General features: G+C 70.7%; 16 protein-coding genes and 1 tRNA gene. 12 read left to right on the top strand and 5 right to left on the bottom strand.

The window, feature by feature from the left end:
• The first annotated feature begins 23 nt into the window (after window positions 1-23).
• Window positions 24-3,041: an ATP-dependent helicase C-terminal domain-containing protein gene (locus tag R2S09_RS08895; RefSeq protein WP_316740358.1), complete on the top strand. Its 3,018-nt coding sequence runs from the start codon at window positions 24-26 to the stop codon at window positions 3,039-3,041.
• 78 nt (window positions 3,042-3,119) lie between these two features.
• On the opposite strand, the gene R2S09_RS08900 is transcribed toward R2S09_RS08895, so the two are convergent.
• Window positions 3,120-4,892: a lytic transglycosylase domain-containing protein gene (locus R2S09_RS08900; protein WP_316740359.1), complete on the bottom strand. Its 1,773-nt coding sequence runs from the start codon at window positions 4,890-4,892 to the stop codon at window positions 3,120-3,122.
• Window positions 4,893-5,186: 294 nt separating this feature from the next.
• Here R2S09_RS08900 and R2S09_RS08905 point away from each other — a divergent pair, with 294 nt between their 5' ends.
• Complete coding sequence (locus R2S09_RS08905; RefSeq protein ID WP_316740360.1) at window positions 5,187-6,167, top strand: DUF4184 family protein; 981 nt, start codon at window positions 5,187-5,189, stop codon at window positions 6,165-6,167.
• Window positions 6,168-6,376: 209 nt separating this feature from the next.
• Here the strand turns inward: R2S09_RS08905 and R2S09_RS08910 are convergent, their stop codons facing one another.
• Window positions 6,377-6,901: a hypothetical protein gene (locus R2S09_RS08910; protein ID WP_316740361.1), complete on the bottom strand. Its 525-nt coding sequence runs from the start codon at window positions 6,899-6,901 to the stop codon at window positions 6,377-6,379.
• A 529-nt stretch (window positions 6,902-7,430) separates the two neighbouring features.
• Window positions 7,431-10,157, bottom strand: a complete 2,727-nt coding sequence (gene polA / locus R2S09_RS08915; protein WP_316740362.1) for a DNA polymerase I — start codon at window positions 10,155-10,157, stop codon at window positions 7,431-7,433.
• Between the two features lie 190 nt (window positions 10,158-10,347).
• On the opposite strand from polA, the gene R2S09_RS08920 reads away from it, so the two are divergent.
• From R2S09_RS08920 to R2S09_RS08950, 7 genes are all read left to right on the top strand, one after another.
• Window positions 10,348-12,639: an FdhF/YdeP family oxidoreductase gene (locus R2S09_RS08920; protein ID WP_316740363.1), complete on the top strand. Its 2,292-nt coding sequence runs from the start codon at window positions 10,348-10,350 to the stop codon at window positions 12,637-12,639.
• A gap of 60 nt (window positions 12,640-12,699) precedes the next feature.
• Complete coding sequence (locus tag R2S09_RS08925; RefSeq protein ID WP_316740364.1) at window positions 12,700-13,191, top strand: hotdog fold thioesterase; 492 nt, start codon at window positions 12,700-12,702, stop codon at window positions 13,189-13,191.
• A 642-nt stretch (window positions 13,192-13,833) separates the two neighbouring features.
• Window positions 13,834-15,057 carry a branched-chain amino acid ABC transporter substrate-binding protein gene (locus R2S09_RS08930; RefSeq protein ID WP_306183600.1) on the top strand — a complete coding sequence of 408 codons (1,224 nt, stop codon included), beginning with the start codon at window positions 13,834-13,836 and terminating at the stop codon, window positions 15,055-15,057.
• Window positions 15,058-15,167: 110 nt separating this feature from the next.
• On the top strand, window positions 15,168-16,106 hold the full coding sequence (locus R2S09_RS08935) for a branched-chain amino acid ABC transporter permease (protein WP_306183598.1): 939 nt from the start codon (window positions 15,168-15,170) through the stop codon (window positions 16,104-16,106).
• A gap of 7 nt (window positions 16,107-16,113) precedes the next feature.
• Window positions 16,114-17,892, top strand: coding sequence for a branched-chain amino acid ABC transporter permease (locus tag R2S09_RS08940; protein ID WP_316740365.1), 1,779 nt, complete (start codon window positions 16,114-16,116; stop codon window positions 17,890-17,892).
• 6 nt (window positions 17,893-17,898) lie between these two features.
• Complete coding sequence (locus R2S09_RS08945) at window positions 17,899-18,837, top strand: ABC transporter ATP-binding protein (protein WP_306183596.1); 939 nt, start codon at window positions 17,899-17,901, stop codon at window positions 18,835-18,837.
• Window positions 18,834-19,550 (top strand): ABC transporter ATP-binding protein, encoded by a 717-nt coding sequence (locus R2S09_RS08950; protein ID WP_189903731.1) that lies wholly within the window; start codon window positions 18,834-18,836, stop codon window positions 19,548-19,550. Before R2S09_RS08945 ends, R2S09_RS08950 begins: the two co-directional genes overlap by 4 nt.
• An 84-nt stretch (window positions 19,551-19,634) precedes the next feature.
• On the opposite strand, the gene R2S09_RS08955 is transcribed toward R2S09_RS08950, so the two are convergent.
• Window positions 19,635-20,306 (bottom strand): ANTAR domain-containing response regulator, encoded by a 672-nt coding sequence (locus R2S09_RS08955; protein ID WP_306183594.1) that lies wholly within the window; start codon window positions 20,304-20,306, stop codon window positions 19,635-19,637.
• A gap of 107 nt (window positions 20,307-20,413) precedes the next feature.
• On the opposite strand from R2S09_RS08955, the gene R2S09_RS08960 reads away from it, so the two are divergent.
• Window positions 20,414-20,497 (top strand) — tRNA-Leu (locus R2S09_RS08960).
• Window positions 20,498-20,585: 88 nt separating this feature from the next.
• Window positions 20,586-21,308 (top strand): helix-turn-helix domain-containing protein, encoded by a 723-nt coding sequence (locus R2S09_RS08965; protein WP_316740366.1) that lies wholly within the window; start codon window positions 20,586-20,588, stop codon window positions 21,306-21,308.
• Window positions 21,309-21,315: 7 nt separating this feature from the next.
• On the opposite strand, the gene pyk is transcribed toward R2S09_RS08965, so the two are convergent.
• On the bottom strand, window positions 21,316-22,752 hold the full coding sequence (gene pyk, locus R2S09_RS08970; RefSeq protein ID WP_316740367.1) for a pyruvate kinase: 1,437 nt from the start codon (window positions 22,750-22,752) through the stop codon (window positions 21,316-21,318).
• Window positions 22,753-23,019: 267 nt separating this feature from the next.
• Here pyk and R2S09_RS08975 point away from each other — a divergent pair, with 267 nt between their 5' ends.
• On the top strand, window positions 23,020-24,840 hold the full coding sequence (locus tag R2S09_RS08975; RefSeq protein WP_316740368.1) for a 5'-nucleotidase C-terminal domain-containing protein: 1,821 nt from the start codon (window positions 23,020-23,022) through the stop codon (window positions 24,838-24,840).
• The last annotated feature ends 36 nt before the right edge of the window (window positions 24,841-24,876 follow it).

Here is a 24,876-nt window from a genome sequence, read left to right on the forward strand (position 1 = left end):
AGACGACCAGGACCGAGACATCCGTGATCCGTTACGACGCCCTGGACGCGCTGCCGGTGCGCGGTGCCCTGCCCGGTCTGCACGACGCCCTCGACGGGCACGGGACCGCCGTTCTGGTGGCCCCGCCCGGCACCGGCAAGACGACGCTGGTGCCACTGGCGCTGGCCGGGCTGCTGGGCGAGGGACCGGCGCGGCGGGTGGTCGTCGCGGAACCGCGGCGGATCGCCGCCCGGGCGGCGGCGCGGCGCATGGCGTGGCTGCTGGGCGAGAAGGTCGGCCGGAGCGTCGGCTACACCGTCCGCGGGGAGCGGGTCGTCGGGCGGCACGCGCGCGTGGAGGTCGTCACGACCGGTGTGCTGCTGCAGCGGCTCCAGCGCGACCAGGAGCTGGCGGGTGTCGACGTGGTGGTGCTCGACGAGTGCCACGAGCGGCATCTGGACGCGGACACGGCGGCGGCGTTCCTGTGGGACGTGCGCGAGACGTTGCGGCCCGAGCTGCGGCTGGTCGCCGCGTCGGCGACCACGGACGCCGAGGGCTGGGCGCGGCTGCTGGGCGGGGCTCCGGTGATCGAGGCCGAGGGCGTGGCGCATCCGGTGGAGGTGGTGTGGGCGCCTCCCCCTGGACTTCGTCCGGGGGGACCCCCAGCGCGCCCGGTCCGGCCGCCGCACGGGATGCGGGTGGATCCCGCGCTGCTGGCGCACGTGGCGTCGGTGGTGCGGCGGGCGCTCGCCGAGCGGGCCGGGGACGTGCTGTGCTTCCTGCCGGGCGTGGGCGAGATCGCGCGGGTCGCCGGGCAGCTGGGGGATCTCGGCGACGTGGAGGTGCTCCAGGTGCACGGGCGGGCGCCGGCGGCCGTGCAGGACGCGGTGCTGGCGCCGGGGCGGCGCCGCCGGGTGGTGCTCGCCACCTCCGTCGCGGAGTCGTCGCTGACGGTGCCCGGAGTGCGCGTGGTCGTCGACTCGGGGCTGGCCCGGGAGCCGCGTGTGGACCACGCGCGCGGGTTGAGCGCGCTGGCGACGGTACGGGCCTCGCAGGCGGCCGGACGGCAGCGGGCGGGACGTGCCGGGCGCGAGGCGGCGGGCACGGTGTACCGGTGCTGGGCGGAGGCCGAGGACGGGCGGCTGCCGCGCTTCCCCGCTCCGGAGATCAAGGTGGCCGACCTGACCGCGTTCGCCCTTCAGGCGGCCTGCTGGGGCGATCCGGACGCCTCCGGGCTGGCACTGCTGGATCCGCCGCCGCAGGGTGCGATGGCGGCGGCACGGGGCGTGCTGGCGGCCGTGGGAGCGGTGGACCCGGCCGGGCGGGCCACACCGCGGGGACGGCGGCTGGCGCGGCTGGGCGTGCATCCGCGGCTGGGCCGCGCCCTGCTCGACGCGACGGCCCCGGGCGGGCCCGAACGCGTGGCGGAGGTGGTCGCGCTCCTCAGCGAGGAGCTGCCCCGCGAGTACGGCGACGACCTCGCCGCCGCGTTGCGGGCCGCCCGGCGCGGCGGCGACCCGTACGCGTCACGCTGGCGCACGGAGTCCCGGCGCCTGCACGCCGCCGCGACAGGCGTCGGTGACCGCCCCGCCGACGAGCCTGCCGCCGGTACGAACGCCGGCACGAAAACCGGCCGCGGCCATCTGCCGACTGCCGCAACGGACGCCGGCGCGCAGCCTCACGGCGGCCACCGGCCGACTGCCGAAAAGGACGGCGCGGCGGAGCTCGGCAGCGGTCACGGTCCCGGCGCCGGGGAGAACGGCGAGGCGGGACACCACAGCGAGCAGCGGCCCCGCGCCGGCCGGAACAGCCCCGCGGAACCACACGGCAGGCACCAGCCCGGCGTCGACGGAAACGGCAAACCCGAACGCGGCAAGGATCAGCCCGGCACCGGACAAGACCGCGCGGCAGGACCCCGCGACGAGCAACGGCCCCGCGCCGGCCGGAACAGCCCCGCAGAACCACGCGGCAAGCAGTGGCCAGGCACCGGAGAGGACGGCGAGGCGGGACAGCGCACCATGCACCGGCCCGGTGCCCGGGAGGGCGGTCAGGCCGAGTATCGCAGCGCGCAGTGGGCCGGTGCCGGGGAGGACGGCGTTGTCGGGGTTGTGGCCGCTCTTGCCTTTCCCGAGCGGGTGGCCAGGCTGGACGGGGGGTCGTATCTCATGGTCTCCGGTACGCGTGCCGAGCCGGCCGAGGGGTCGCGTCTGTGGGGGGCTCCCTGGATCGCCGTGGCCGTGGCGGACCGGCCGCTCGGCAGGGGGCACGCGCGCGTGCGGCTCGCCGCGGCCGTGGACGAGGACGTCGCGCGACAGGCGGCCGCGGCGCTGTACGAGGAGCGCGAGGAAGTCCTCTGGGCCGGCGGGGACGTGGTGGCCCGGCGGGTCGAGCGGCTGGGGGCGGTGGAGCTGACGGTCCGCCCCCTGCCCGACCCGGACCCCGGACGCGTACGGGACGCTCTGCTGGACGGGCTGCGGCAGGAGGGGTTCCGGTTGCTGCGCTGGTCGCCGGAGGCCGAGGTGCTGCGCCTGCGGCTCGCGTTCCTGCACCGGCATCTCGGGGAGCCGTGGCCCGATGTCGGTGACGAGGCGCTGCACGCGCGCGTGGAGGAGTGGCTGGAACCGGAGCTGGGCCGGGCCCGGCGGCGCGCGGACCTGGCACGGATCGACGCCGGGCAGGCGCTGGCCCGGCTGCTGCCCTGGGCCTCCGGTGAGGCCGCCCGGATGGACGAGCTCGCCCCGGAGCGGATCACCGTGCCCAGCGGGTCCAGGATCCGCGTCGACTACGCCGATCCCGACCGGCCCGTGCTGGCGGTGAAGCTGCAGGAGATGTTCGGGATGCGGCAGTCGCCGGTGCTCGCCGGGGTGCCGGTCCTCGTGCACCTGCTCTCCCCCGCCGGGCGGCCCGCCGCCGTCACCACCGACCTGGCCTCGTTCTGGCGGGACGGCTACAAGGGCGTACGGGCGGAGCTGCGCGGGCGCTATCCGAAGCATCCCTGGCCGGAGGACCCGGCGACGGCGGAACCGACCCGGCACACCAACGCCCGGCTCCGGCGGGGCTGACAGGTCCGGCCCGCCGGACGGTGGAGTCCGGCGGGCCGGTCGGACCGGTGGCGTACGGCGGGCCGGTCGCGTCGTGGTCTACGAGGCCGAGGGGCTGGGCGACGGCTCCGTCGAGGGGCTGGGCGAGGGCTCCGCCGAGGTGTCGGCCGCCGCCACCTTCAGTTCCACGGTCAGCGTGGCGCCGCCGGTGGTGGTGATGCGGAGCAGGAAGGTGCCGGTGGTGTCGTCCGCGTACAGCTTCGGCAGCTTCAGCAGGCCGTCGGTGTCCGTCTGAAGGTCCTTCAGGGTGCGCACGGGCTTGCCGTAGGCGTCCTTGAAGTAGGGGCCCTTGTCGTTCTCGGTCGGGTCGTCGGCGGCCTTGATCAGGGTGGCGGTGGCCGCGACCTTGCCGGCGACGGCGCCCTCGTAGGTGGCCTTGACCTCGACCTGGTCGGCGAACTCGCCGCCCGGGGTGCAGGTGAGCGGGGTGTCGCTGGTGCGGGTGAGGGTGTCGGCGGCGCGCGCGGTGACGGTCGCCGTGTATTCGAGGCCGGAGACCGTACGGCCGACGACCAGGGCGCGGACGGCGAAGCGGCCTGTCTGTTCGCCCGCCTGGAGTGCCGGCGCGACGGCCACGCCGGAGGAGTCGGTGAGGACCGTGGCGACCGTCTCGCCGCCGGTGAAGGTGGCGTCGGTGTCGCCGAGGACCATGAACCGGACCCTGACCTTGGGGACCGCCTTCCCGGCCTTCGTCTCGGCTCGGGTGCTGATCTTCTGGGTGAACGCGTCCCCGGCCATGGCGGTGAGCTCGGCGGTGCCCGCGTCCTCCAGGTGGTCCACGGTGTCGGTGGGCGTGGGCGATGTGGACGGCGTCGAAGGCGGCGGGGTCGGCTTGGCCGGCGGGGTCGGGTTCGTGCTCGGGCTGCCGCCGCCCGGCCCGGCCGGGCCGCTGGGCCTGCCCGGACTGTGGGGCTTGGGGGTCGCCTTCGGCGGCGTCGTCCCCGAGGAGGACGGACCCGGCCGGGACCCGCTCGTGTCGTCGCTGCGGCCGGAGGGGATCGTGCCGGTGCCGTCGGGGATCGAGTGGGTGCCCTTGCGGTAGTACTCCAGCCAGGACAGGACGGTGTTCAGGTAGTCCTGGGAGTTGTTGTAGCTGAGGATCGCCTTGCGCAGATCGGCGTCGTCGGACAGGTCCCAGCCGTTGCGGCACAGGTAGTGGCCCGCGGCGATGGCCGCGTCGTAGATGTTGTTGGGATCCTTCTTGCCGTCGCCGTTGCCGTCGCGTCCCGCCCACTCCCAGGTGGACGGGATGAACTGCATGGGTCCGATCGCGCGGTCGTACGTGGTGTCGCCGTCGTAGACGCCGTGGTCGGTGTCGCTGATGTGGGCGAAGCCGCTGCCGTTGAGGACCGGGCCGAGGATCGGCGCGATCGTGGTGCCGTTCGCGTCGACGCGGCCGCCGCGCGCCTGGCCGGACTCGACCTTGCCGATGGCGGCGAGCAGTTGCCAGGGCAGGTTGCAGCTCGGCTTGGAGGACCGCAGCTCCGCCTCGGCCTTCTTGTAGGCGTCGAGGACGGTGGCGGGTATGCCCGCCTCGGACGGCGTCCCGGAGGACCGGGTGTCGGCGGTGGGCGCGGGGTCGGGGCTGTTGAGCGGGGGCAGGTCCGTGTAGTACGGCGAGTTGCCGGTCGCGGCGCCGTCGCCGTCGGCGTTGACGTCGGGGGCGGGCGTCGTACCGGTGGCGGTCGGTCTTCCCGGACCGTCCGTCGTCGCGCCGGGAGCCTGGGAGGCGGTGAGTGCCGCGACCGCCGCCGCTGCCACGGCCGTGGTCGCCGCCCCCTTGTAGAGCCTCCTGCCGAATTGCGCCGCCATGGAGTGAACCCCTCCCGTGGACGTCCGAGCGTCCCTCTGTTCTGTCTGTTCGCCCTGTTGTGACGGTTGACCCGCGGTACTGGTTGCCCTCGTGGAGCCTCATGGAGCTCTTCGGATGTACGACCCAGGTGACCCTACGACAACTTCCTTTGTGCCGGGAGCGGTTCGTGCCCGGTTTTAACCGGTTGGCCCTGGACGTCGGGTGATGAAGTGCACCGTCGGCCCGTCCCGCATACTGGACGCTGTGATCACCGGGCCGCCGGCCCGGTTCAACGCGCTTTACGGGGAGCCCAGTTGCCGTTCACTCTGAGCCATGCGGCCGCCGTGCTGCCCGCGGTGCGCGGCGACGGATCGGGGCGGGGCCGACTGGTGCCGGCGGTGCTCGTGGCCGGCTCCTTCTCGCCGGACATGACCTATTACGTGGCCAATGTCCTTCCTGGAGCGATGGAGTTCGGCACGGTCACGCACTCCTTCCCCGGGGTCTTCACCGTCGATGTGCCCATCGCCTGGGTACTGGTGTGGCTGTGGCTGCTGATGCGCGAGCCGCTGGTGGCGCTGCTGCCGCGGGCCCGGCAGGGGCGGCCGGCGGCACTGACCCGGTGCGGGGTGCCACGCGCGCGCGTGGCACCGGCCTCGGTGCTGTGGTGGTACGTCTCCGCCGTGCTGGGGGCGCTGACGCACGTGGTGTGGGACGCGTTCACGCATCTCGACCGGTGGGGGATGCGGCTGTTTCCGGTGCTGGGGCAGCGGCTGGCGGGCGCTCCGCTCTACTGGTACCTGCAGTACGGCGGCTCGGCCGTGGCCGGGGTCGTGATCGTGCTCTTCCTCGTCCGCGCGTTGCGGCGGGCGCCGGCGGGCGAGCCGGTCGGGGTGCCCGTACTGACGGCCCGGGACCGGTGGTGGGCCGGGGCCGTCATCGGCGGATGTGCGGCGGCCGGGGCGGTGCAGCGGGTCGCGCGGTCCTGGGCGGGGCCGCTTTCGGCGGCGGGCCTCCGGGATCTCGTCCCGGCCCTGTGCTTCGGCGCGGGCGCCGGTCTGACGCTCGGCCTGGCGGCCTACGCGGTGGGGGTCAGGGCGCGACGGGGGTCCGGGTACGGGGCATTCGACGGCTTGAGCGGCTCGGTTGGCTTGGGCGGCTCAGGTGGCTCAAGTGATGTGGGTGACGTGGGTGGCTCTGCCGGCTCCGGCTGGTTCGGTCGCTCGGGCCGCTCCGGTCGCTCCGGTCGCTCCGGCGGGGACGCGGACCAAGCGGGCGTGTCCGTGCGCTCGGACTGAGGGACGCTTCGGGCACCTCGGACGGTCTGGTAGGTCTGGAAGGTCCGGAAGCTGCGGAGGATCCGGAAGGTACCGGAGAGAAGATCCGGAAGGTGCCGGAGATGTGGAAGGCGCCGGAGACAGGGACGGCTGCGGGGCGCGGGCTGCTCACGGCGGTGGCTCGGGGTGCCGGTTCCGGCCGTCCTGGCCTCTCTCATCGCCCGGCGGCGCTACCAGTCGCGTTGGCCCGGACGATTCTGCCCGTTCTGCTGGGGCCGCCGGTCGTGGCGGGAGGGCTCGTCCGGGAGGGACGGCTCATCTCGGCGGGACGGCCCGTCCCGGCGGGCGGATTCGTCCCGGCGGGCAGGCTCGTCCCGGCCGGGGCGGCCGTCCGGGCGTGGCCGGTGCGCGGGTGGGCCCAGCGGGCGGTCCGTGCGGTCCGCACGGGGGATCGGGGCCGCCACGAAGACGGTGACGGTGCGCGCCGGGGCCGGTTGCGGGAGGCGCGCGAGGAGGAGCGCGACGTAGCCGCGCGTCAGGTCGGCCCACATCCGCCAGGGACGGGACTCGCCGGGGACGGCCCGACGGCGCAGCCCGGTCACGGCCCGGCGCACGGCTGCCGCGAGATCGGGGGGGATGCGGGCGGTGCTTGCGTCGGCCGCGAAGGCCGGGACCGGCGGGGGCGGCGCGGCGGGGGCCGCGCCGACGGCTGTCGGGGACACCGCCGGCCGGTGGTTGAGCATGCGTATACCCATGCCCGCATCCTGGCGGGCCGGGGTGGCCGGTGCGTTTCTGCGGGGGCCACGTGAGTGACGGGCCCCGACGGCACGGAGGGCCGTCCGCCCCCGCCCGTCCCGGTCACGAGGCGGGCGGTGCGGGTTGCCGCACCCGCGGCGCAGGAGGACCTGCCTGCCCTGCCGCCTCGGCTGGGCAGACGGGCCATGCACGCCCTCCCCGGCACGGCTTCGCACCGCCGCCCGGCCCCGGCGCCTGGTGCGGCACCAGGCGCGGTGCCGTTCCCAGGGGGTGTCTCGGCGAGGCACCCCCTGGTGCCGCAACAGGCGACGTTCGCCCCGTCGCGACGCCCGGCACTCCCCCAAGGCCTTGACGGCGTGGGAGGTGCCCCCACTCGCCGCACCGGGCACAAGCCCAGGGACGTCCAGTACGAGGGCTCGCACCCGGCACTCCCCCGGCCTTCGGCCGGGGGACCCCGGAGCAGGGAGCACGCCCCGGACGCCGCGAGGCCCGCCCCGCGGGCGGACGACGGGAATTTGACGACAGGACCTAATGCGCCGCCGACTCCCAGTCCGGCCCCACGCCCACCGAGACGTCCAGCGGCGCCCGGAGGCGGACCGCGCCGGACATCTCGCGGCGGACGATCTCCTCCGCCGCCGCACGCTCGCCGGGGGCGATCTCCAGGACGATTTCGTCGTGGACCTGGAGGAGCAGGCGGGAGGCGAGACCGGCCTCGCGCAGCGCCCGGTCCACATTCAGCATGGCGATCTTGACGATGTCGGCGGCCGTGCCCTGGATGGGCGCGTTGAGGGCCATGCGCTCGGCCGCCTCGCGGCGCTGACGGTTGTCGCTGTTGAGATCGGGAAGGTAGCGGCGGCGCCCGAAGAGCGTCGCCGTGTAACCCGTGGCCCGCGCCTCGTCGACCACCCGGCGCAGATAGTCCCGTACGCCGCCGAAGCGCTCGAAATAGGCATCCATCAAGGCGCGGGCCTCGGCCGCCTCGATGTTCAGCTGCTGGGAGAGGCCGAAGGCCGACAGCCCGTAGGCCAGGCCGTACGACATCGCCTTGATCTTGCGGCGCATCTCCGCGTCCACCGCCGACCGCTCGACGCCGAAGACCTGGGAGGCCGCGGTGGTGTGCAGGTCCTCGCCGGAGGTGAACGCCTCGATCAGGCCCGCGTCCTCGGAGAGGTGGGCCATCACCCGCAGCTCGATCTGGCTGTAGTCGGCCGTCATCAGCGACTCGAAGCCCTCGCCGACCACGAAGCCGCGGCGGATGGCCCGGCCCTCGTCGGTGCGGACCGGGATGTTCTGCAGGTTGGGGTCGGTGGAGGACAGGCGGCCGGTGGCGGCGACCGTCTGGTTGAACGTGGTGTGGATACGGCCGTCCGCCGCGATCGTCTTGATCAGGCCCTCGACGGTGACCCGGAGCTTGGCCTGCTCGCGGTGGCGGAGCATGATCACCGGCAGCTCGTTGTCCGTCTGACCGGCCAGCCACGCCAGGGCGTCGGCGTCGGTGGTGTAGCCCGTCTTGGTCTTCTTGGTCTTCGGCAGGGCCAGCTCACCGAAGAGGACTTCCTGGAGCTGCTTGGGCGAGCCGAGGTTGAACTCGTGCCCGGCCGCCGCGTGCGCCTCCTTCACTGCCTGCTGCACCGCGCCGGCGAACATCTGTTCCATGGCTTCGAGGTGGGCGCGGTCGGCGGCGATGCCGTGCCGCTCCATGCGGGCGAGCAGCGCGGAGGTGGGCAGCTCCATGTCGCCCAGCAGATCCGCCGCGCCGACCTCCCCCAGCCGGCCTTCGAACGCCTCCCCGAGGTCGAGGACGGCGCGGGCCTGGATCATCAGGGCGTCGGCCTGGGCGGCGTCGTCCGCGCCGAAGGCCAGCTGCCCGTCCGCCGCGGCGGCGGGCGTCAGCTCCCGGTGCAGGTACTCCAGGGACAGCGCGTCCAGGTCGAAGGAGCGGCGGCCCGGCTTGACCAGGTAGGCGGCGAGCGCGGTGTCCATGGTGACGCCCTCGACGCGCCAGCCGTGCTCGGCGAAGACCCGCATCGCACCCTTGGCGTTGTGGAAGGTCTTGGCCCGCTCGGCGTCGGCCAGCCAGCTCGCGAACGCCCGCTCGTCGGCCTCGTCCAGCTCGGAGGGGTCGAACCAGGCGGCCGCACCGCCGGGCGCGGCGAGCGCGACCTCGGCGACCGAGCCCGCGCCCAGCGCCCAGGCGTCGACCGTGGCGACGCCCAGGGGCTGGGTGCCGTGCTCGGCGAGCCAGCCGGCCAGCTCGCCGGTGGCGAGCACCGCACCGTCCAGCTCCACGCCGTCGGCGGCGATCGGGGTGGTCTCGGCCTCCTCGGCGCCGGGGTCGACCGCGAAGAGCCGCTCGCGCAGGGACGGGTTGCGGATCTCCAGGCTGTCCAGGAGCATCGCGACGGCCTTGCGTTCGTAGGGCTGCCGGGCGAGGTCGGTGACCGCCTTGGGCAGCTCCACGTTCCGCTCCAGCTCGGTGAGCCGGCGGTTGAGCTTGACGGCCTCCAGGTGGTCGCGCAGGTTCTGCCCGGCCTTGCCCTTGACCTCCTCGACGCGCTCGACCAGCTCGGCGAACGAACCGAACTGGTTGATCCACTTCGCGGCCGTCTTCTCGCCGACGCCCGGGATGCCCGGCAGGTTGTCCGACGGGTCGCCGCGCAGCGCCGCGAAGTCCGGGTACTGGGCCGGCGTCAAGCCGTACTTCTCGAAGACCTTCTCCGGAGTGAACCGGGTCAGCTCCGAGACGCCCTTGGTCGGGTACAGCACCGTGGTGTGCTCGGAGACCAGCTGGAAGGAGTCGCGGTCGCCGGTGACGATCAGCACCTCGAAGCCCTCGGCCTCGGCCCGGGTGGCGAGGGTGGCGATGACGTCGTCCGCCTCGAACCCGTCGACGGCGAAGCGGGGGGCCTGCATCGCGTCGAGCAGCTCGCCGATCAGCTGGACCTGGCCCTTGAACTCGTCCGGGGTCTTGGAGCGGTTCGCCTTGTACTCGGTGAACTCCTCCGAGCGCCAGGTCTTGCGCGAGACGTCGAAGGCGACCGCGAAGTGCGTGGGCGCCTCGTCACGCAGGGTGTTGGCCAGCATCGACGCGAAGCCGTAGATCGCGTTCGTCGGCTGGCCCGTCGCGGTGGTGAAGTTCTCCGCGGGCAGCGCGAAGAACGCCCGGTAGGCCAGCGAGTGCCCGTCCATGAGCATCAGCCGGGGACGGGTACCGCCGGAGGTCGTGTCGTTCTTCTTCGATGCTGTCTCTGCCACGCCCTCGATCCTGCCACGCCCCACTGACAGCCGGGGCCACGCGGCCCCGGCGGGCGTGAGCGCCCTCACAGCGACCGGGGGCGCAGCCGTCACCGCGACCGGGACGCAAGGCGGCCGGTCCCGTTGTCGGTACCCCGTGGCAGGATCGGCGGCGTACGTCTTCAACAGCGCAGTCGAAGGGGAGGGCGCGATGGCCACGAAGCCGCCCAAGGGCGACCCGGTTCAGGACGCGCCGCGGGTCGCCGGGCCGAAACACGCGGCGGCGGGGCTGGCGGCCGTCGGGCACACCCTGCGCATCGCCCAGCAGCAGATGGGCGTGCGCCGTACCGCGCTGACCCTGCTGCGGGTCAACCAGAAGGACGGCTTCGACTGCCCGGGCTGCGCCTGGCCGGAGCCGGAGGACCGGCACAAGGCGGAGTTCTGCGAGAACGGCGCCAAGGCGGTCGCCGAGGAGGCCACCCTGCGCCGGGTCACCCCGGAGTTCTTCGCCGCGCACTCCGTCGCCGACCTGGCCGGCCGCAGCGGCTACTGGCTGGGCCAGCAGGGGCGCCTGACCCACCCGATGTACCTGCCCGAGGGCGCCGACCGCTACGAGCCGGTCACGTGGGAGCGCGCCTTCGGCATCGTCGCCGAGGAGATCGCCGCTCTCTCCTCCCCCGACGAGGCCGTCTTCTACACCTCCGGCCGCACCAGCAACGAGGCCGCGTTCCTCTACCAGCTGTTCGCACGCGAGCTGGGCACCAACAACCTGCCCGACTGCTCCAACATGTGCCACGAGTCCTCCGGCTCGGCCCTGTCGGAGACGATCGGCATCGGCAAGGGCAGCGTCCTGCTGGAGGACCTGTACCGGGCCGACCTGATCATCGTGGCCGGCCAGAACCCGGGCACCAACCACCCGCGCATGCTCTCCGCCCTGGAGAAGGCCAAGGCGAACGGCGCGAGGGTCATCAGCGTCAACCCGCTGCCCGAGGCGGGCCTGGAGCGCTTCAAGAACCCCCAGACGCCGAAGGGGCTGACCACCGGCGCCGCGCTCACCGACCTGTTCCTGCAGATCCGCATCGGCGGCGACCAGGCCCTCTTCCGCCTCCTCAACAAGCTGATCATTGACACCCGGGGTGCGGTCGACGAGGAGTTCGTCCGCGAACACACCCACGGCTACGAGGAGTTCGCCGCCGCCGCCCGCGCCGCCGACTGGGACGAGACGCTCACCGCGACCGGCCTCACGCGCGCGGAGATCGACCGAGCGCTGGAGATGGTCCTGGCCTCGAAGCGCACCATCGTGTGCTGGGCGATGGGCCTGACCCAGCACAAGCACGCGGTGCCCACCATCCGCGAGGTCGTGAACTTCCTGCTGCTGCGCGGCAACATCGGCCGCCCGGGCGCGGGCGTGTGCCCGGTGCGCGGCCACTCCAACGTGCAGGGCGACCGCACGATGGGCATCTTCGAGCGCCCGGCCCCGGCCTTCCTGGACGCCCTGGAGAAGGAGTTCGGCTTCGCGCCGCCGCGCGCACACGGCTACGACGTCGTCCGGGCCATCCGCGCCCTGCGCGACGGCGAGGCGAAGGTGTTCTTCGCCATGGGCGGCAACTTCGTCTCCGCCTCCCCCGACACCGAGGTCACCGAGGCCGCCATGCGCCGGGCCCGGCTGACCGTGCACGTGTCGACGAAGCTCAACCGCTCCCACGTCGTCACCGGCGCGCGCGCCCTGATCCTGCCCACCCTGGGCCGCACCGAGCGGGACCTCCAGGACGGCGGCGAGCAGTTCGTGACCGTCGAGGACTCCATGGGCATGGTGCACGCCTCGCGCGGCCGTCTGGAGCCCGCGAGCCCGCACCTGCTGTCGGAGCCGGCCATCGTCTGCCGCCTGGCGCGCCGCGTGCTGGGCGAGGACAGCGTGGTGCCGTGGGAGGAGTTCGAGAAGGACTACGCCACGATCCGCGACCGGATCGCCCGCGTGGTCCCCGGCTTCGAGGACTTCGACGCGCGCGTGACCCGCCCCGGCGGCTTCGCGCTGCCGCACGCCCCGCGCGACGAGCGCCGCTTCCCGACGGCCACCGGCAAGGCCAACTTCACCGCCGCGCCGGTGGAGTACCCCGAGCTGCCCGAGGGCCGGCTGCTGCTGCAGACGCTGCGCTCGCACGACCAGTACAACACCACGATCTACGGCCTCGACGACCGCTACCGGGGCATCACGGCCGGCCGCCGGGTGGTGCTGGTGCATCCCGAGGACGCGCGGGGCCTCGGCGTCGCCGACGGCTCCTACGTCGACCTGGTGAGCGAGTGGAAGGACGATGTCGAGCGGCGGGCACCCGGCTTCCGCGTCGTGCACTACCCGACGGCCCGGGGCTGCGCGGCGGCCTACTACCCGGAGACCAACGTGCTCGTCCCGCTGGACGCCACCGCGGACACCAGCAACACCCCCGCCAGCAAGTCCGTGGTGGTCCGCCTGGAGACCCGTCTGGAACAATCGGCGACCGACTGAGCGTTTGCTCAGCGGACAGATGTACGACGAACCAGGTGTACGACGAACGGAGCCGGGCCCATGGGTGAGCAGCAGCACGTGAAGTTCCCGCAGGAGGTCATCGACGAGTACGCCGCGCTCGGCGTCGACCTGCAGGCGCTGTTCTCGGCCGGGCACCTGGGGACACGGATGGGCGTGCAGATCCTGGAGGCGTCGGCGGAGCGCGTGGTCGGGACCATGCCCGTGGAGGGCAACACCCAGCCGTACGGGCTGCTGCACGGCGGCGCCTCCGCCGTGCTGGCCGAGACACTGGGCTCGGTCGGCTCCATGCTGCACGGCGGCACCTCGAAGATCGCGGTCGGCGTGGACCTCAACTGCACGCACCACCGCGGGGCGCGCTCGGGCCTCGTCACCGGCGTCGCCACACCGGTGCACCGGGGACGCTCGACGGCCACGTACGAGATCGTGATCAGTGACGAGGAGGGACGCCGCGTGTGCAGCGCCCGCCTGACCTGCCTGCTGCGCGACGCCCCCAGGAGCGACGAGGCGAGCCTGCCGAACACCGGCGTCTGACGCCCTCGCCCCGGCGGGACCGCCGAGCCCCGCCGGGGTCATCCCTCTCTCGGCGATCCCCACCACGCCGTGCGCGCCAGTGAGTTGACGTACCGTCAGGAGGGCACGGTCACCGCCGCGCCAGCGCACGACATCACGCACTTTTCCCGGACAGAGGGACATATTTCCCGCAAAATCACCATACCCTCCCCCGTGGGCGGAACGCGGAAAGGCGCCGAAGTCGCCGAACTCCTTTCCTTCGCAGTAACTCTATGTAATACGCGTGCAATACACATTCGCGCTTTCACTCCCGCCGCCCCCTGTGCACAGCACCCCCCGCCGACCCCGAAAGGCGCCTGCGGCAACAAAGTTTGGTAATCACCAAAACCCTCGAGACGCCTGAACGGATCACGGCGGGTCCTGCGGATTCTCACAATGCGGACGGGGCGAATCAGCCCGAATTCGGCTCTTCCCCCCACGCTGTACCGCTCTGCATTACCTCGTGTCATAACAAGAGCGTCACAGCCTTGGTCAAGCACTCCTCCACGTTCCCCCCACCCGCTTAGAGTCACGGCCAGTCACCGCTCCATCGGGAGTTCGGTACCGGCGCGGCACCCACCGCCCCCACAGAAGGGGCGGACGTGCCTGCGGAAAGGATCGATTGTGCGACAGCGTTCTCTGGTGATTCTTACCTCCGTTCTGACCACCGGAGCTCTGACTCTCACCGCCTGCGGCTCCCGCAATAACGACAGCAAGGGCGGCGACAGCGGCAACGTGACGGTCACGATCGGCGTCGACGCCCCGCTGACCGGCCAGAACTCCGCGACGGGTCTCGGCATCCAGTACGGTGCTAAGATCGCCGTCGACGACGCCAACAAGAACAAGACCGTCCCCGGCGTCACCTTCAAGCTCAAGGCGCTGGACGACAAGGCGATCCCGGCCACCGGCCAGCAGAACGCCACCCAGCTCGTCTCCGACAAGAGCGTCCTCGGCGTCGTCGGCCCCCTCAACTCCGGTGTGGCCACCCAGATGCAGCAGGTCTTCGCCACCGCCAACCTGGTGCAGATCTCCCCGTCCAACACCAACCCCGAGCTCACCCAGGGCAAGAACTGGCAGACCAGCAAGTCCCGCCCGTTCAAGACGTACTTCCGCACCGCCACCACCGACGAGCTCCAGGGCGCCTACGCGGCGGACTACGCCTACAACGGCGTCCACGCGAAGAAGGCGTTCGTCGTCGACGACAAGCAGACCTACGGCGCGGGCCTCTCCAAGATCTTCACGGAGCAGTTCACCAAGCAGGGCGGCAAGGTCATCGGCACCGACCACGTCAACACCGGCGACCGCGACTTCTCCACCCTCGTCACGAAGATCAAGAACTCCGGCGCCGACATCCTCTACTACGGCGGCCAGTACGACGAGTCCCAGGTCCTGACCAAGCAGCTCAAGGACGCCGGCGCCAAGATCCCGCTGTTCGGCGGCGACGGCATGTTCACCCCGACCTACATCAAGACCGCCGGCAAGGCCGCCGAGGGCGACCTCGTCACCTCCATCGGCGTCCCGGTCGACACCCTGCCCGCCGCCAAGGACTTCGTGGCCACCTACAAGGCCAAGAAGTACCCCGGCGACTACGGCACCTACGGCTCCTACGCCTACGACGCCACCACCGCCATCATCAAGGCCGTCGGCCAGGTCGTGAAGGACGGCAAGATCCCCGCCGACGCCCGCCAGCAGGTCGTCGACGCCGTCCAGAAGACCTCCTTCGACGGCCTCTCCGGCAAGATCTCCTTCGACCAGTACGGCGACACCACCAACAAGCAGCTGACCGTCTACCAGGTCACCAACGGTGAATGGAAGTCCGTCAAGAGCGGCGTCGCCAGCCCGAAGTAACCAAGCCGGACACTCCGCACCACTCAGGGCCGCGCGGCGCAGACCACCGTCACCGCGCGGCCCGCCTTCTACGCCCCCCTTGACTCTCCCCACCACATGGAGGCCATGCGGTGAACACCCTGCCGCAGCAGCTGGCCAACGGGCTGTTCCTCGGCTCGATGTACGGGCTGATAGCCATCGGCTACACGATGGTCTACGGCATCGTCCAGCTCATCAACTTCGCCCACGGCGAGATCTTCATGACCGGAGGCTTCGGAGCCCTCACGGTCTACCTCGTCCTGCCGGACGGCATATCCATGTGGATAGCCCTGCCGGCGATGCTCATCGGCGGCGCACTGGTCGCCGTGCTCATCGCCGTCGGCGCCGAGCGCTTCGCCTACCGGCCGCTGCGCGGCGCACCACGCCTCGCCCCGCTGATCACCGCGATCGGTCTCTCGCTCGCGCTCCAGCAGGCCGTCTTCAACTGGTACAAGGTCGGCGGCGACGCCAAGTCGGCCCGCGTCTTCCCGCAACTGCCGTTCGGCCCGCTGCACATCGGCTCCGTCACCGTACAGAGCGGCGACGTCTTCCTGATCGTCGCCGCCCCGCTGTGCATGGCCGTCCTCGCCTTCTTCGTCCGCCTCTCCCGCACCGGCCGCGCCATGCAGGCCACCGCCCAGGACCCGGACACCGCCCAGCTGATGGGCATCGACACCAACCGCATCATCGTCATCGCCTTCGCCATCGGCGGCTTCTTCGCCGCCGTCGCCGGTGTGTCCTACGGCCTCAAGTACGGCTCTGTCTCCTACGACATGGGCTTCATCGCCGGCCTGAAGGCATTCACCGCGGCCGTCCTCGGCGGCATCGGCAACATCTACGGCGCCATGCTCGGCGGCCTCGTCCTCGGCGTCGCCGAAGCCATGGCCACCGCCTACATCGCCGACATCCCCGGCATGCAGCAGCTCGGCGGCGGTGGCTGGGCCGCCGTATGGGCCTTCGTCCTCCTCATCCTCGTACTCCTCTTCAGGCCACAAGGCCTGCTCGGTGAACGCGTCGCGGACAGGGCGTGAGAACAGCATGACCGACACCACCAAGACCCCCGCCGGCACCGGACGCGGACCCGTCCCGCTGCCCACCGTCCTCGCCCGCCCGCTCATAGCCGTCGGCGCCGTCGCCACCATCGCCAGCACCTTCCTCAGCTGGACCTGGACGCCCGACTTCCCCGGCGACCTCACCGTCTACGGCTACCCCGCGGGCCTGCAGATCCTCGCCCTGGTGGCCGGCGCCCTCACCCTGCTGTTCGCGCTCAACCAGTGGAACGTGAAGGGGCTGCGCTGGCTGAACCCGTCGAACGCCACCTCACCGGTGTTCCTCACCGCCATGTCGGCGTTCGCCGTCTGCTGGTTCACCGGCATCGCCATCGCCGTCGACCTCGGCGGCCTGGTCAACCTCGACCCCGGCGCCTACGTGGCCATGGTGGCCTCCGCACTCCCCGTCCTCGGCGCCCTCGCCCTGCCCCGCCCCGCCCCGGGCACCGGCCTGCGCGGCTACCTCACCAAGCCTCAGCAGCCACGCCCCCGCGGCATCACCCCGATCGCCGAACGCGGCATCATCACCGCCGGCACCGCGATCGCCCTGATCGCCTTCACCTACGGCATCGGCATCGACAACGACGCCAGCGAAACCTTCATCGGCTACCTGCTGCTCGTCGTCTTCGCCGCCTGGGGACTCATCCACACCGGCCTCGTCGACCGCTACGCGACGATCTCCGCACAGCACAAGGGCTTCGCCGCGGCCCTCGCCTTCGTCGCCGCGGTGATCTTCCCCTTCACCCAGAGCGACGACCACAACGCCAACGTCGGCGTCAACATCCTCATCTTCGCCACCGTCGCCCTCGGCCTGAACATCGTCGTCGGCCTCACCGGCCTCCTCGACCTCGGCTACGTCGCCTTCCTCGGCGTCGGCGCCTACGCCGCCGCCCTCGTCTCCGGCTCCGAGTACTCCCGGTTCTCCGGCGTCCACTTCCCCTTCTGGGCCGCCGCTCTCACCGGCATGGCCGCCTCACTCGTCTTCGGCGTACTCATCGGCGCGCCCACCCTGCGGCTGCGCGGCGACTACCTCGCCATCGTCACCCTCGGCTTCGGTGAGATCTTCCGCATCACCGTCAACAACCTCGACGGCGACTCCGGACCCAACATCACCCGCGGCCCGAACGGCATCACCCAGATCCCGGACCTCAACATCCTCGGATTCCACCTGGGCGAAGCACACGACATCGGCGGATTCACCCTCGGCCGATTCGCCAACTACCTGTTCCTGATGCTCATCGTCACGGCCATCGTCGTGCTCGTCTTCACCCGCGCCGCGGACTCCCGCATCGGCCGCTCCTGGATCGCCATCCGCGAAGACGAGACCGCCGCCACCGCCATGGGCATCAACGGCTTCCGCGTCAAACTCATCGCCTTCGCCCTCGGCGCCTCCCTCGCGGGCCTCGCCGGCACCGTGATGGCCCACGTCAACTACAGCGTCAACCCCCAGCCCTACCAGTTCGCCGGCGCCGCCCCGCCCAACTCCGCCTTCCTCCTGGCCGCCGTCGTCCTCGGCGGCATGGGCACCGTCAGCGGCCCGCTGCTCGGCGCCAGCGTCCTCTACCTGGTCCCCGAAAAGCTCCAGTTCCTCCAGAACTACGAGCTGTTCGCCTTCGGCATCGCGCTCGTCCTGCTGATGCGCTTCCGGCCGGAAGGCATCATCGCCAACCGCCGCCGCCAGCTCGAGTTCCACGAGACCGAACAACTCGACGTACCAGAACAGAAGACGCTGACCGACGAACCGGCCGTCACCAAGGCAGGGGCGTAAGAAACCATGACGACACCTGTACTCGAAGCCCGTGACGTCACCATGCGCTTCGGCGGCCTCACCGCCGTCCGATCCGTCGACTTCACGGTCAACAGCGGCGAGATCGTCGGCCTCATCGGCCCGAACGGCGCCGGCAAGACCACCTTCTTCAACTGCCTCACCGGCCTGTACGTCCCCACCGAGGGCACCGTCGCCTACCAGGGCAAGGTGCTGCCGCCCAAGCCGCACCTGGTCACACAGGCCGGCATCGCCCGCACCTTCCAGAACATCCGGCTGTTCGCCAACATGACCGTTCTGGAGAACGTCCTCGTGGGCCGCCACACCCGGACCAAAGAAGGCCTGTGGTCCGCACTGCTGCGCGGCCCCGGCTTCCGCAAGGCCGAGAAGGACTCCGAGGCGAAGGCCATGGAGCTCCTCGCGTTCGTCGGCCTCGACGCCAAGCGCGACCACCTCGCGCGCAACCTGCCCTACGGCGAGCAGCGCAAGCTGGAGATCGCCCGGGCACTCGCCAGCGAGCCCGGCCTGCTGCTGCTCGACGAACCGACGGCCGGCATGAACCCGCAGGAGACCCGGACCACCGAGGAACTGGTCTTCGCCATCCGGGACAAGGGCATCGCCGTGCTCGTGATCGAGCACGACATGCGCTTCATCTTCAACCTGTGCGACCGCGTCGCCGTCCTCGTCCAGGGCGAGAAGCTCGTCGAGGGCACCTCCGACGTCGTCCAGGCCGACGAACGGGTCGTCGCCGCCTACCTGGGCGAACCCTTCGAGGGCGACCCCGGGGAAGCGGAGGCGGCCGAGGTCGAGGCCGCGGAGACCGCCGCCGAGACCGCCGACACGGACGACACCGCCGACACGGACAGCAGCGGCGACGCGGACGACACGGCCGACGCCGACAGCACCGGCGAGGAGAACGACAGCACCACCAAGGGAGAGGCCCAGTGACCGCACTGCTGGAGGTCGAGGACCTCAGGGTCGCCTACGGCAAGATCGAGGCCGTCAAAGGCATCTCGTTCAGCGTCGAAGCCGGCCAGGTCGTCACCCTCATCGGCACCAACGGCGCCGGCAAGACGACAACCCTGCGCACCCTCTCAGGCCTGCTCAAGCCCACGTCCGGCAAGATCGTCTTCGACGGCAAGCCGCTCACCGGCGTCCCCGCCCACAAGATCGTCGCCCTCGGACTCGCCCACTCCCCCGAAGGCCGGCACATCTTCCCTCGCCTGACGATCGCCGAGAACCTCCAGCTCGGCGCCTTCCTCCGCAAGGACAAGGAAGGCATCGAAAAGGACATCCAGCGCGCCTACGACCTCTTCCCCATCCTCGGGGAACGCAGAAAGCAGGCCGCGGGCACCCTCTCCGGCGGCGAACAGCAGATGCTCGCCATGGGCCGCGCCCTCATGTCCCAGCCCAAACTCCTCATGCTCGACGAACCGTCCATGGGCCTCTCGCCGATCATGATGCAGAAGATCATGGCCACCATCTCGGAGCTCAAGTCCCAGGGCACCACCATCCTGCTCGTCGAACAGAACGCCCAGGCGGCCCTCTCCCTCGCCGACCAGGGCCACGTCATGGAGGTCGGCAACATCGTCCTGTCCGGCACCGGACAGGAACTCCTCCACGACGAATCCGTCCGCAAGGCATACCTCGGCGAGGACTAGCACCCACCGGACAACGAGAACGAGGCCCGCACCCCACCACAGGGGTGCGGGCCTCGCCGCACGCATCGAAGAGGCCGGACGCGCTCAGCCCTTCTCGGACTTCCCGCCCTTCGCCGCCCTCTTCTCGTCGCTGTCCTGAATGACCGCCTCCGCCACCTGCTGCATCGACATACGACGATCCATCGACGTCTTCTGAATCCAGCGGAACGCCGCCGGCTCCGTCAGCCCGTACTCCGTCTGCAGGATCGACTTCGCACGATCCACCAGCTTCCGCGTCTCCAGACGCTGGCTGAGGTCCGCGACCTCCTTCTCCAGCTCCTTCAGCTCCGTGAACCGCGACACGGCCATCTCGATCGCCGGAACCACATCACTCTTGCTGAACGGCTTCACGAGGTACGCCATCGCCCCCGCGTCCCGAGCCCGCTCCACCAGATCACGCTGCGAGAACGCCGTCAGCATCAACACCGGCGCGATCCGCTCCTCAGCGATCTTCTCCGCCGCCGAGATGCCATCCAGCTTCGGCATCTTCACATCGAGAATCACCAGGTCAGGGCGGTGCTCCCGGGCCAGCTCCACCGCCCGCTCACCATCCCCGGCCTCACCGACGACGGAGTACCCCTCCTCCTGAAGCATCTCTTTGAGATCCAGCCGGATCAGCGCCTCGTCCTCCGCGATGACGACACGCGTCGTCAGCGGAGGCACGTGCGACTTGTCGTCGTCGGGCACGTCTACGGGCTGGGGCGACTCGGGGGTCACGGGGGCGCTCCTTGTTCCGGGGCGGGGCAGGTCTTGCTGCGTATGCAGCCTACCTAGCGGCGGGGACATGCGGTGAACCGGTACACTTTCTCATCGGTCCCCGACTTGCCCGGTTGGAGGAACAGGCGAGACTCGCGGTGCTCAAACCACCGTGCCCTTTGGGCGTGTGGGTTCGAATCCCACACCGGGCACATGGGACAGAAAAGCGGAGGATCACGTTCGCGTGGTCCTCCGCTTTTTTGCCGCGTGTCGCTACAGAGGGTGACACAGCGTGTTCACATGAACTACCACAGCACAGAAGTACGACAGAAGGCCCTCACTCTGCTCCGTGACGGCATGAAGAACGCCGATGTAGCACGCCAGCTCAACGTGCCCAAGGGCACGATCAGCTACTGGAAGCATGTGGATCGAGCACGCCGGGGCGAGTGCCCTGGCCGCGCCCAGCGGCCCGCGTGCCCTCGATGCGACGGTGAGCTGAACATGCGGTCGCCCAGCCTGTCGATCGCATGCGCCGAAGTGCACCCAGGGCTCGTGGACGAGTGCGAAAGGGCAATGCGCAGCGTATTCCCGAACAACTCGGTGTGCAGGGTCCGCCGGAAGGGCTGCTGGGAGGTGAAGCTGTACTCCATGCACGTGTGGTGCCTCTTCCCCCAGCACGGCCCCGGCAAGAAGCACGAGCGCCGCATCGCCCTCGAACCCTGGCAGCAGGAGATCGTCGACGAACACCCCTGGGAGTTCATCCGGGGGCTCATCCACTCCGACGGCTGCCGTATCACCAACTGGACGACCCGCGTCGTCGGCGGTGAGCGCAGGCGCTACGAATACCCCCGGTACTTCTTCACCAACACCTCGGCCGACATCATCCAGCTCTTCACCGGCACCCTCGACAAGCTCGGCGTCGAGTGGAAGTCGCTCAACCAGAGCCGGGCCGCCGTAACCATCTCCATCGCCCGCAAGGCCTCCGTAGCCCTCATGGACGCCCACGTAGGCCCCAAATACTGAAGGCCCCCTACTTGGGACTGTCGTCCTCCCCGATGTGGTGCACCCGGACCATGTTCGTCGCGCCCGGGACCCCCGGAGGTGAGCCCGCCGTGATCACCACCGCGTCGCCCCGCTCGCAGCGGCCGTAGCGCAGCAGCAGTTCGTCCACCTGGGCGACCATCGCGTCCGTGGAGTCGACGTGGGGGCCGAGGAACGTCTCCACGCCCCAGGACACGCTGAGCTGGGAGCGGGTGGCCGGTTCGGGGGTGAAGGCCAGCAGGGGGATGGGTGAGCGGTAGCGGGAGAGGCGGCGGGCGGTGTCGCCGGACTGGGTGAAGGCGACGAGGAACTTGGCGCCGAGGAAGTCGCCGATCTCGGCTGCCGCTCGGGCGACGGCGCCGCCCTGGGTGCGGGGTTTGTTGCGTTCGGTCAGGGGCGGGAGGCCCTTGGCCAGGATGTCCTCCTCCGCGGCCGCGACGATCTTCGCCATGGTGCGGACCGTCTGGACCGGGTAGTTGCCCACGCTGGTCTCGCCCGAGAGCATCACCGCGTCGGTGCCGTCGATGACGGCGTTGGCCACGTCCGAGGCCTCCGCCCTGGTGGGGCGGGCGTTGTCGATCATGGAGTCGAGCATCTGGGTGGCGACGATCACCGGCTTGGCGTTGCGTCGGGCCAGTTTGATCGCCCGTTTCTGAACGAGGGGGACCTGTTCGAGCGGCATTTCGACGCCCAGGTCCCCCCTCGCGACCATGATGCCGTCGAAGGCGGCGACGATGTCGTCCATGGCCTCGACCGCCTGGGGTTTCTCGATCTTGGCGATGACGGGGAGGCGGCGGCCCTCGTCGTCCATGATGCGGTGCACGTCGAGGATGTCGCGGCCGCTGCGGACGAAGGACAGGGCGATGACGTCGAAGCCGGTGCGCAGGGCCCAGCGGAGGTCGTCCTCGTCCTTCTTGGAGAGGGCGGGGACGGAGACGGTGGCTCCGGGGAGGTTGAGGCCCTTGTGGTCGGAGACCATGCCGGCCTCGACGACTTCGGTGTGGACGCGGGGGCCGTCGACGGCGGTGACCTTGAGGGCGACGCGGCCGTCGTCGACGAGGATGCGTTCACCGGGGGTGACGTCCTCGGCGAGGCCGGCGTAGGTGGTGCCGCAGATGTGGCGGTCGCCTTCGACGCCTTCTTCGACGGTGATGGTGAAGGTGTCACCGCGTTCGAGGAGTACGGGACCTTCGCGGAACCGGCCAAGGCGGATCTTCGGGCCTTGAAGGTCGGCGAGGACTCCGACGCTGCGGCCGGTTTCGTCGGCGGCTTTGCGAACGTGCTGGTAGCGCTCCTCGTGTTCGGCGTGTCCGCCGTGGCTGAGGTTGAGGCGGGCGACGTCCATTCCGGCGTCGACCAGTGCCTTGATCTGGTCGTACGTGGTGGTGGAGGGCCCCAATGTACAGACGATCTTTACTCGGCGCATGGTAATGAGCCTAGGCCTTACCGGTCGGTAGAGACTTGGTGCGACGTGTCCGCTCAACGACCTTTGGGTGAAGCGTTATTGACACTTGTTGAAGTGTGCGGGGTGGCGCTCATCTGATTCCGTGTCGGTGCCGGTCATCAGATCGCAATCTCCAGGGGCTGTTCCGTTCATCATGCTCCAGTCAGAATCTACGCGCGTCCGTATGTCTGTGCGGGCGCATCTACGCGCGTCGTGAAACCTTTGCCCCTTCTCGCGAGGAGAGCCAGCATGGCGTTGGACCGCCGGAAGTTCCTGAAGAAGTCGGCCGTGACGGGGGCGGGGGTGGCGCTGGCGGGTGCGGCGGCTCCTGCGGCGCAGGCCGCGGAGGCGTCGGCGGACTCCGCGATGGGTCCGGGCAAGCACCCCAAGCGGTACTCGCTGACCGTGATGGGCACGACGGACCTGCACGGGCACGTCTTCAACTGGGACTATTTCAAGGACGCCGAGTACTCGGACAAGGCGGGCAACGCGCAGGGTCTGGCACGGATCTCGACGCTGGTGAACCAGGTCCGCGAGGAGAAGGGCCGCGGCAACACGCTGTTGCTGGACGCGGGTGACACGATCCAGGGCACGCCGTTGACGTACTACTACGCCAAGGTGGATCCGATCACGGCCAAGGGTGGCCCGGTGCATCCGATGGCGCAGGCCATGAACGCGATCGGGTACGACGCGGCGGCGCTGGGCAACCACGAGTTCAACTACGGCATCGAGACGCTGCGGAAGTTCGAGCAGCAGTGCGACTTCCCGCTGCTGGGGGCGAACGCGCTGGACGCGACGACGCAGCGGCCGGCTTTCGCGCCGTACTTCATCAAGGAGTTCCGTCCGCACGGTGCGCCGCCGGTGAGGGTGGCGGTGCTGGGCCTGACCAATCCGGGTATCGCGATCTGGGACAAGGCCTATGTGCAGGGGAAGTTGACGTTCCCGGGGCTGGAGGAGCAGGCGGCGAAGTGGGTGCCGAAGCTGCGTTCGATGGGTGCGGACGTGGTCGTGGTGTCGGCGCATTCGGGTACGTCGGGTCAGTCCTCGTACGGTGACCAGCTGCCGTATGTGGAGGACGCGGCGGCGAACGTGGCCCGGCAGGTGCCGGGGATCGACGCGATCCTGGTGGGGCACGCGCATCTGGAGATCCCGGAGCTGAAGGTCGTCAACGAGCAGTCGGGGAAGACGGTGGTGCTGTCGGAACCGCTGTGCTTCGCCGAGCGGCTGACCCTCTTCGACATCGAGCTGGTGTTCGTAAGGGGCCGGTGGGAGGTGGAGTCGGTGTCGGCGTCGCTGCGCAACTCGGGCTCGGTGGCCGACGATCCGGCGATCACGAAGCTGCTGGACGACGAGCACGAGAGGGTCGTGGCCTACGTCAACCAGGTGGTCGGCCGGGCGACTCAGACGCTGACGACGGTGGAGGCCCGGTACAAGGACGCACCGATCATCGACCTGATCACCAAGGTGCAGGAGGACGTGGTGAAGGCGGCGCTGGCCGGCACCGAGTACGCCTCGCTGCCGGTGATCGCGCAGGCCTCGCCGTTCTCGCGGACGTCCGAGATCCCGGCCGGCGATGTGACGATCCGGGATCTGTCGGGCCTGTACGTGTACGACAACACGCTGGTCGCGAAGCTGATGACGGGCGTCCAGGTGCGTGCGTACCTGGAGTACTCCGCCGGGTACTACGTGCAGACGGCGCCGGACGCGGCGGTCGACGTGGACAAGCTGACGAACGCGGGCGGCCGTCCGGACTACAACTACGACTATGTGTCGGGTCTGCGGTACGACATCGATGTGGCCCAGCCGGTCGGTTCGCGGATCAGGAACCTGACGTTCGACGGTGCGCCGCTGGACGACGCGCAGCAGTTCGTGCTGGCGGTGAACAACTACCGTGCCAATGGTGGTGGGGCGTTCCCGTTCGTGGCGTCGTCGAAGGAGCTGTGGTCGGAGTCGACGGAGATCCGTACCCGGATCGCCGAGTGGGTGACGGCGAAGGGTGAGCTGGATCCGACGGACTTCGCTTCGGTGGACTGGCGGCTGACGCGGAACGGTACGCCGGTGTTCCAGTAGTGCTTCGTGATCCGCCGGACAGGCCCTCGCCGTTCG

The sequence above is a fragment of the Streptomyces sp. MK7 genome, assembly GCF_032658145.1.
GTDB classification, from domain to species: domain Bacteria; phylum Actinomycetota; class Actinomycetes; order Streptomycetales; family Streptomycetaceae; genus Streptomyces; species Streptomyces spiralis.

Bases quoted from the DNA above. Each gene is read 5' to 3' on its own strand.
- R2S09_RS08900 (WP_316740359.1), bottom strand. From the start codon at position 4,892: ATGGCGGCGCAATTCGGCAGGAGGCTCTACAAGGGGGCGGCGACCACG.
- R2S09_RS08910 (WP_316740361.1), bottom strand. From the start codon at position 6,901: ATGGGTATACGCATGCTCAACCACCGGCCGGCGGTGTCCCCGACAGCC.
- R2S09_RS08920 (WP_316740363.1), top strand. From the start codon at position 10,348: ATGGCCACGAAGCCGCCCAAGGGCGACCCGGTTCAGGACGCGCCGCGG.
- R2S09_RS08925 (WP_316740364.1), top strand. From the start codon at position 12,700: ATGGGTGAGCAGCAGCACGTGAAGTTCCCGCAGGAGGTCATCGACGAG.
- R2S09_RS08940 (WP_316740365.1), top strand. From the start codon at position 16,114: ATGACCGACACCACCAAGACCCCCGCCGGCACCGGACGCGGACCCGTC.
- R2S09_RS08945 (WP_306183596.1), top strand. From the start codon at position 17,899: ATGACGACACCTGTACTCGAAGCCCGTGACGTCACCATGCGCTTCGGC.
- R2S09_RS08965 (WP_316740366.1), top strand. From the start codon at position 20,586: ATGAACTACCACAGCACAGAAGTACGACAGAAGGCCCTCACTCTGCTC.
- pyk (WP_316740367.1), bottom strand. From the start codon at position 22,752: ATGCGCCGAGTAAAGATCGTCTGTACATTGGGGCCCTCCACCACCACG.
- R2S09_RS08975 (WP_316740368.1), top strand. From the start codon at position 23,020: ATGGCGTTGGACCGCCGGAAGTTCCTGAAGAAGTCGGCCGTGACGGGG.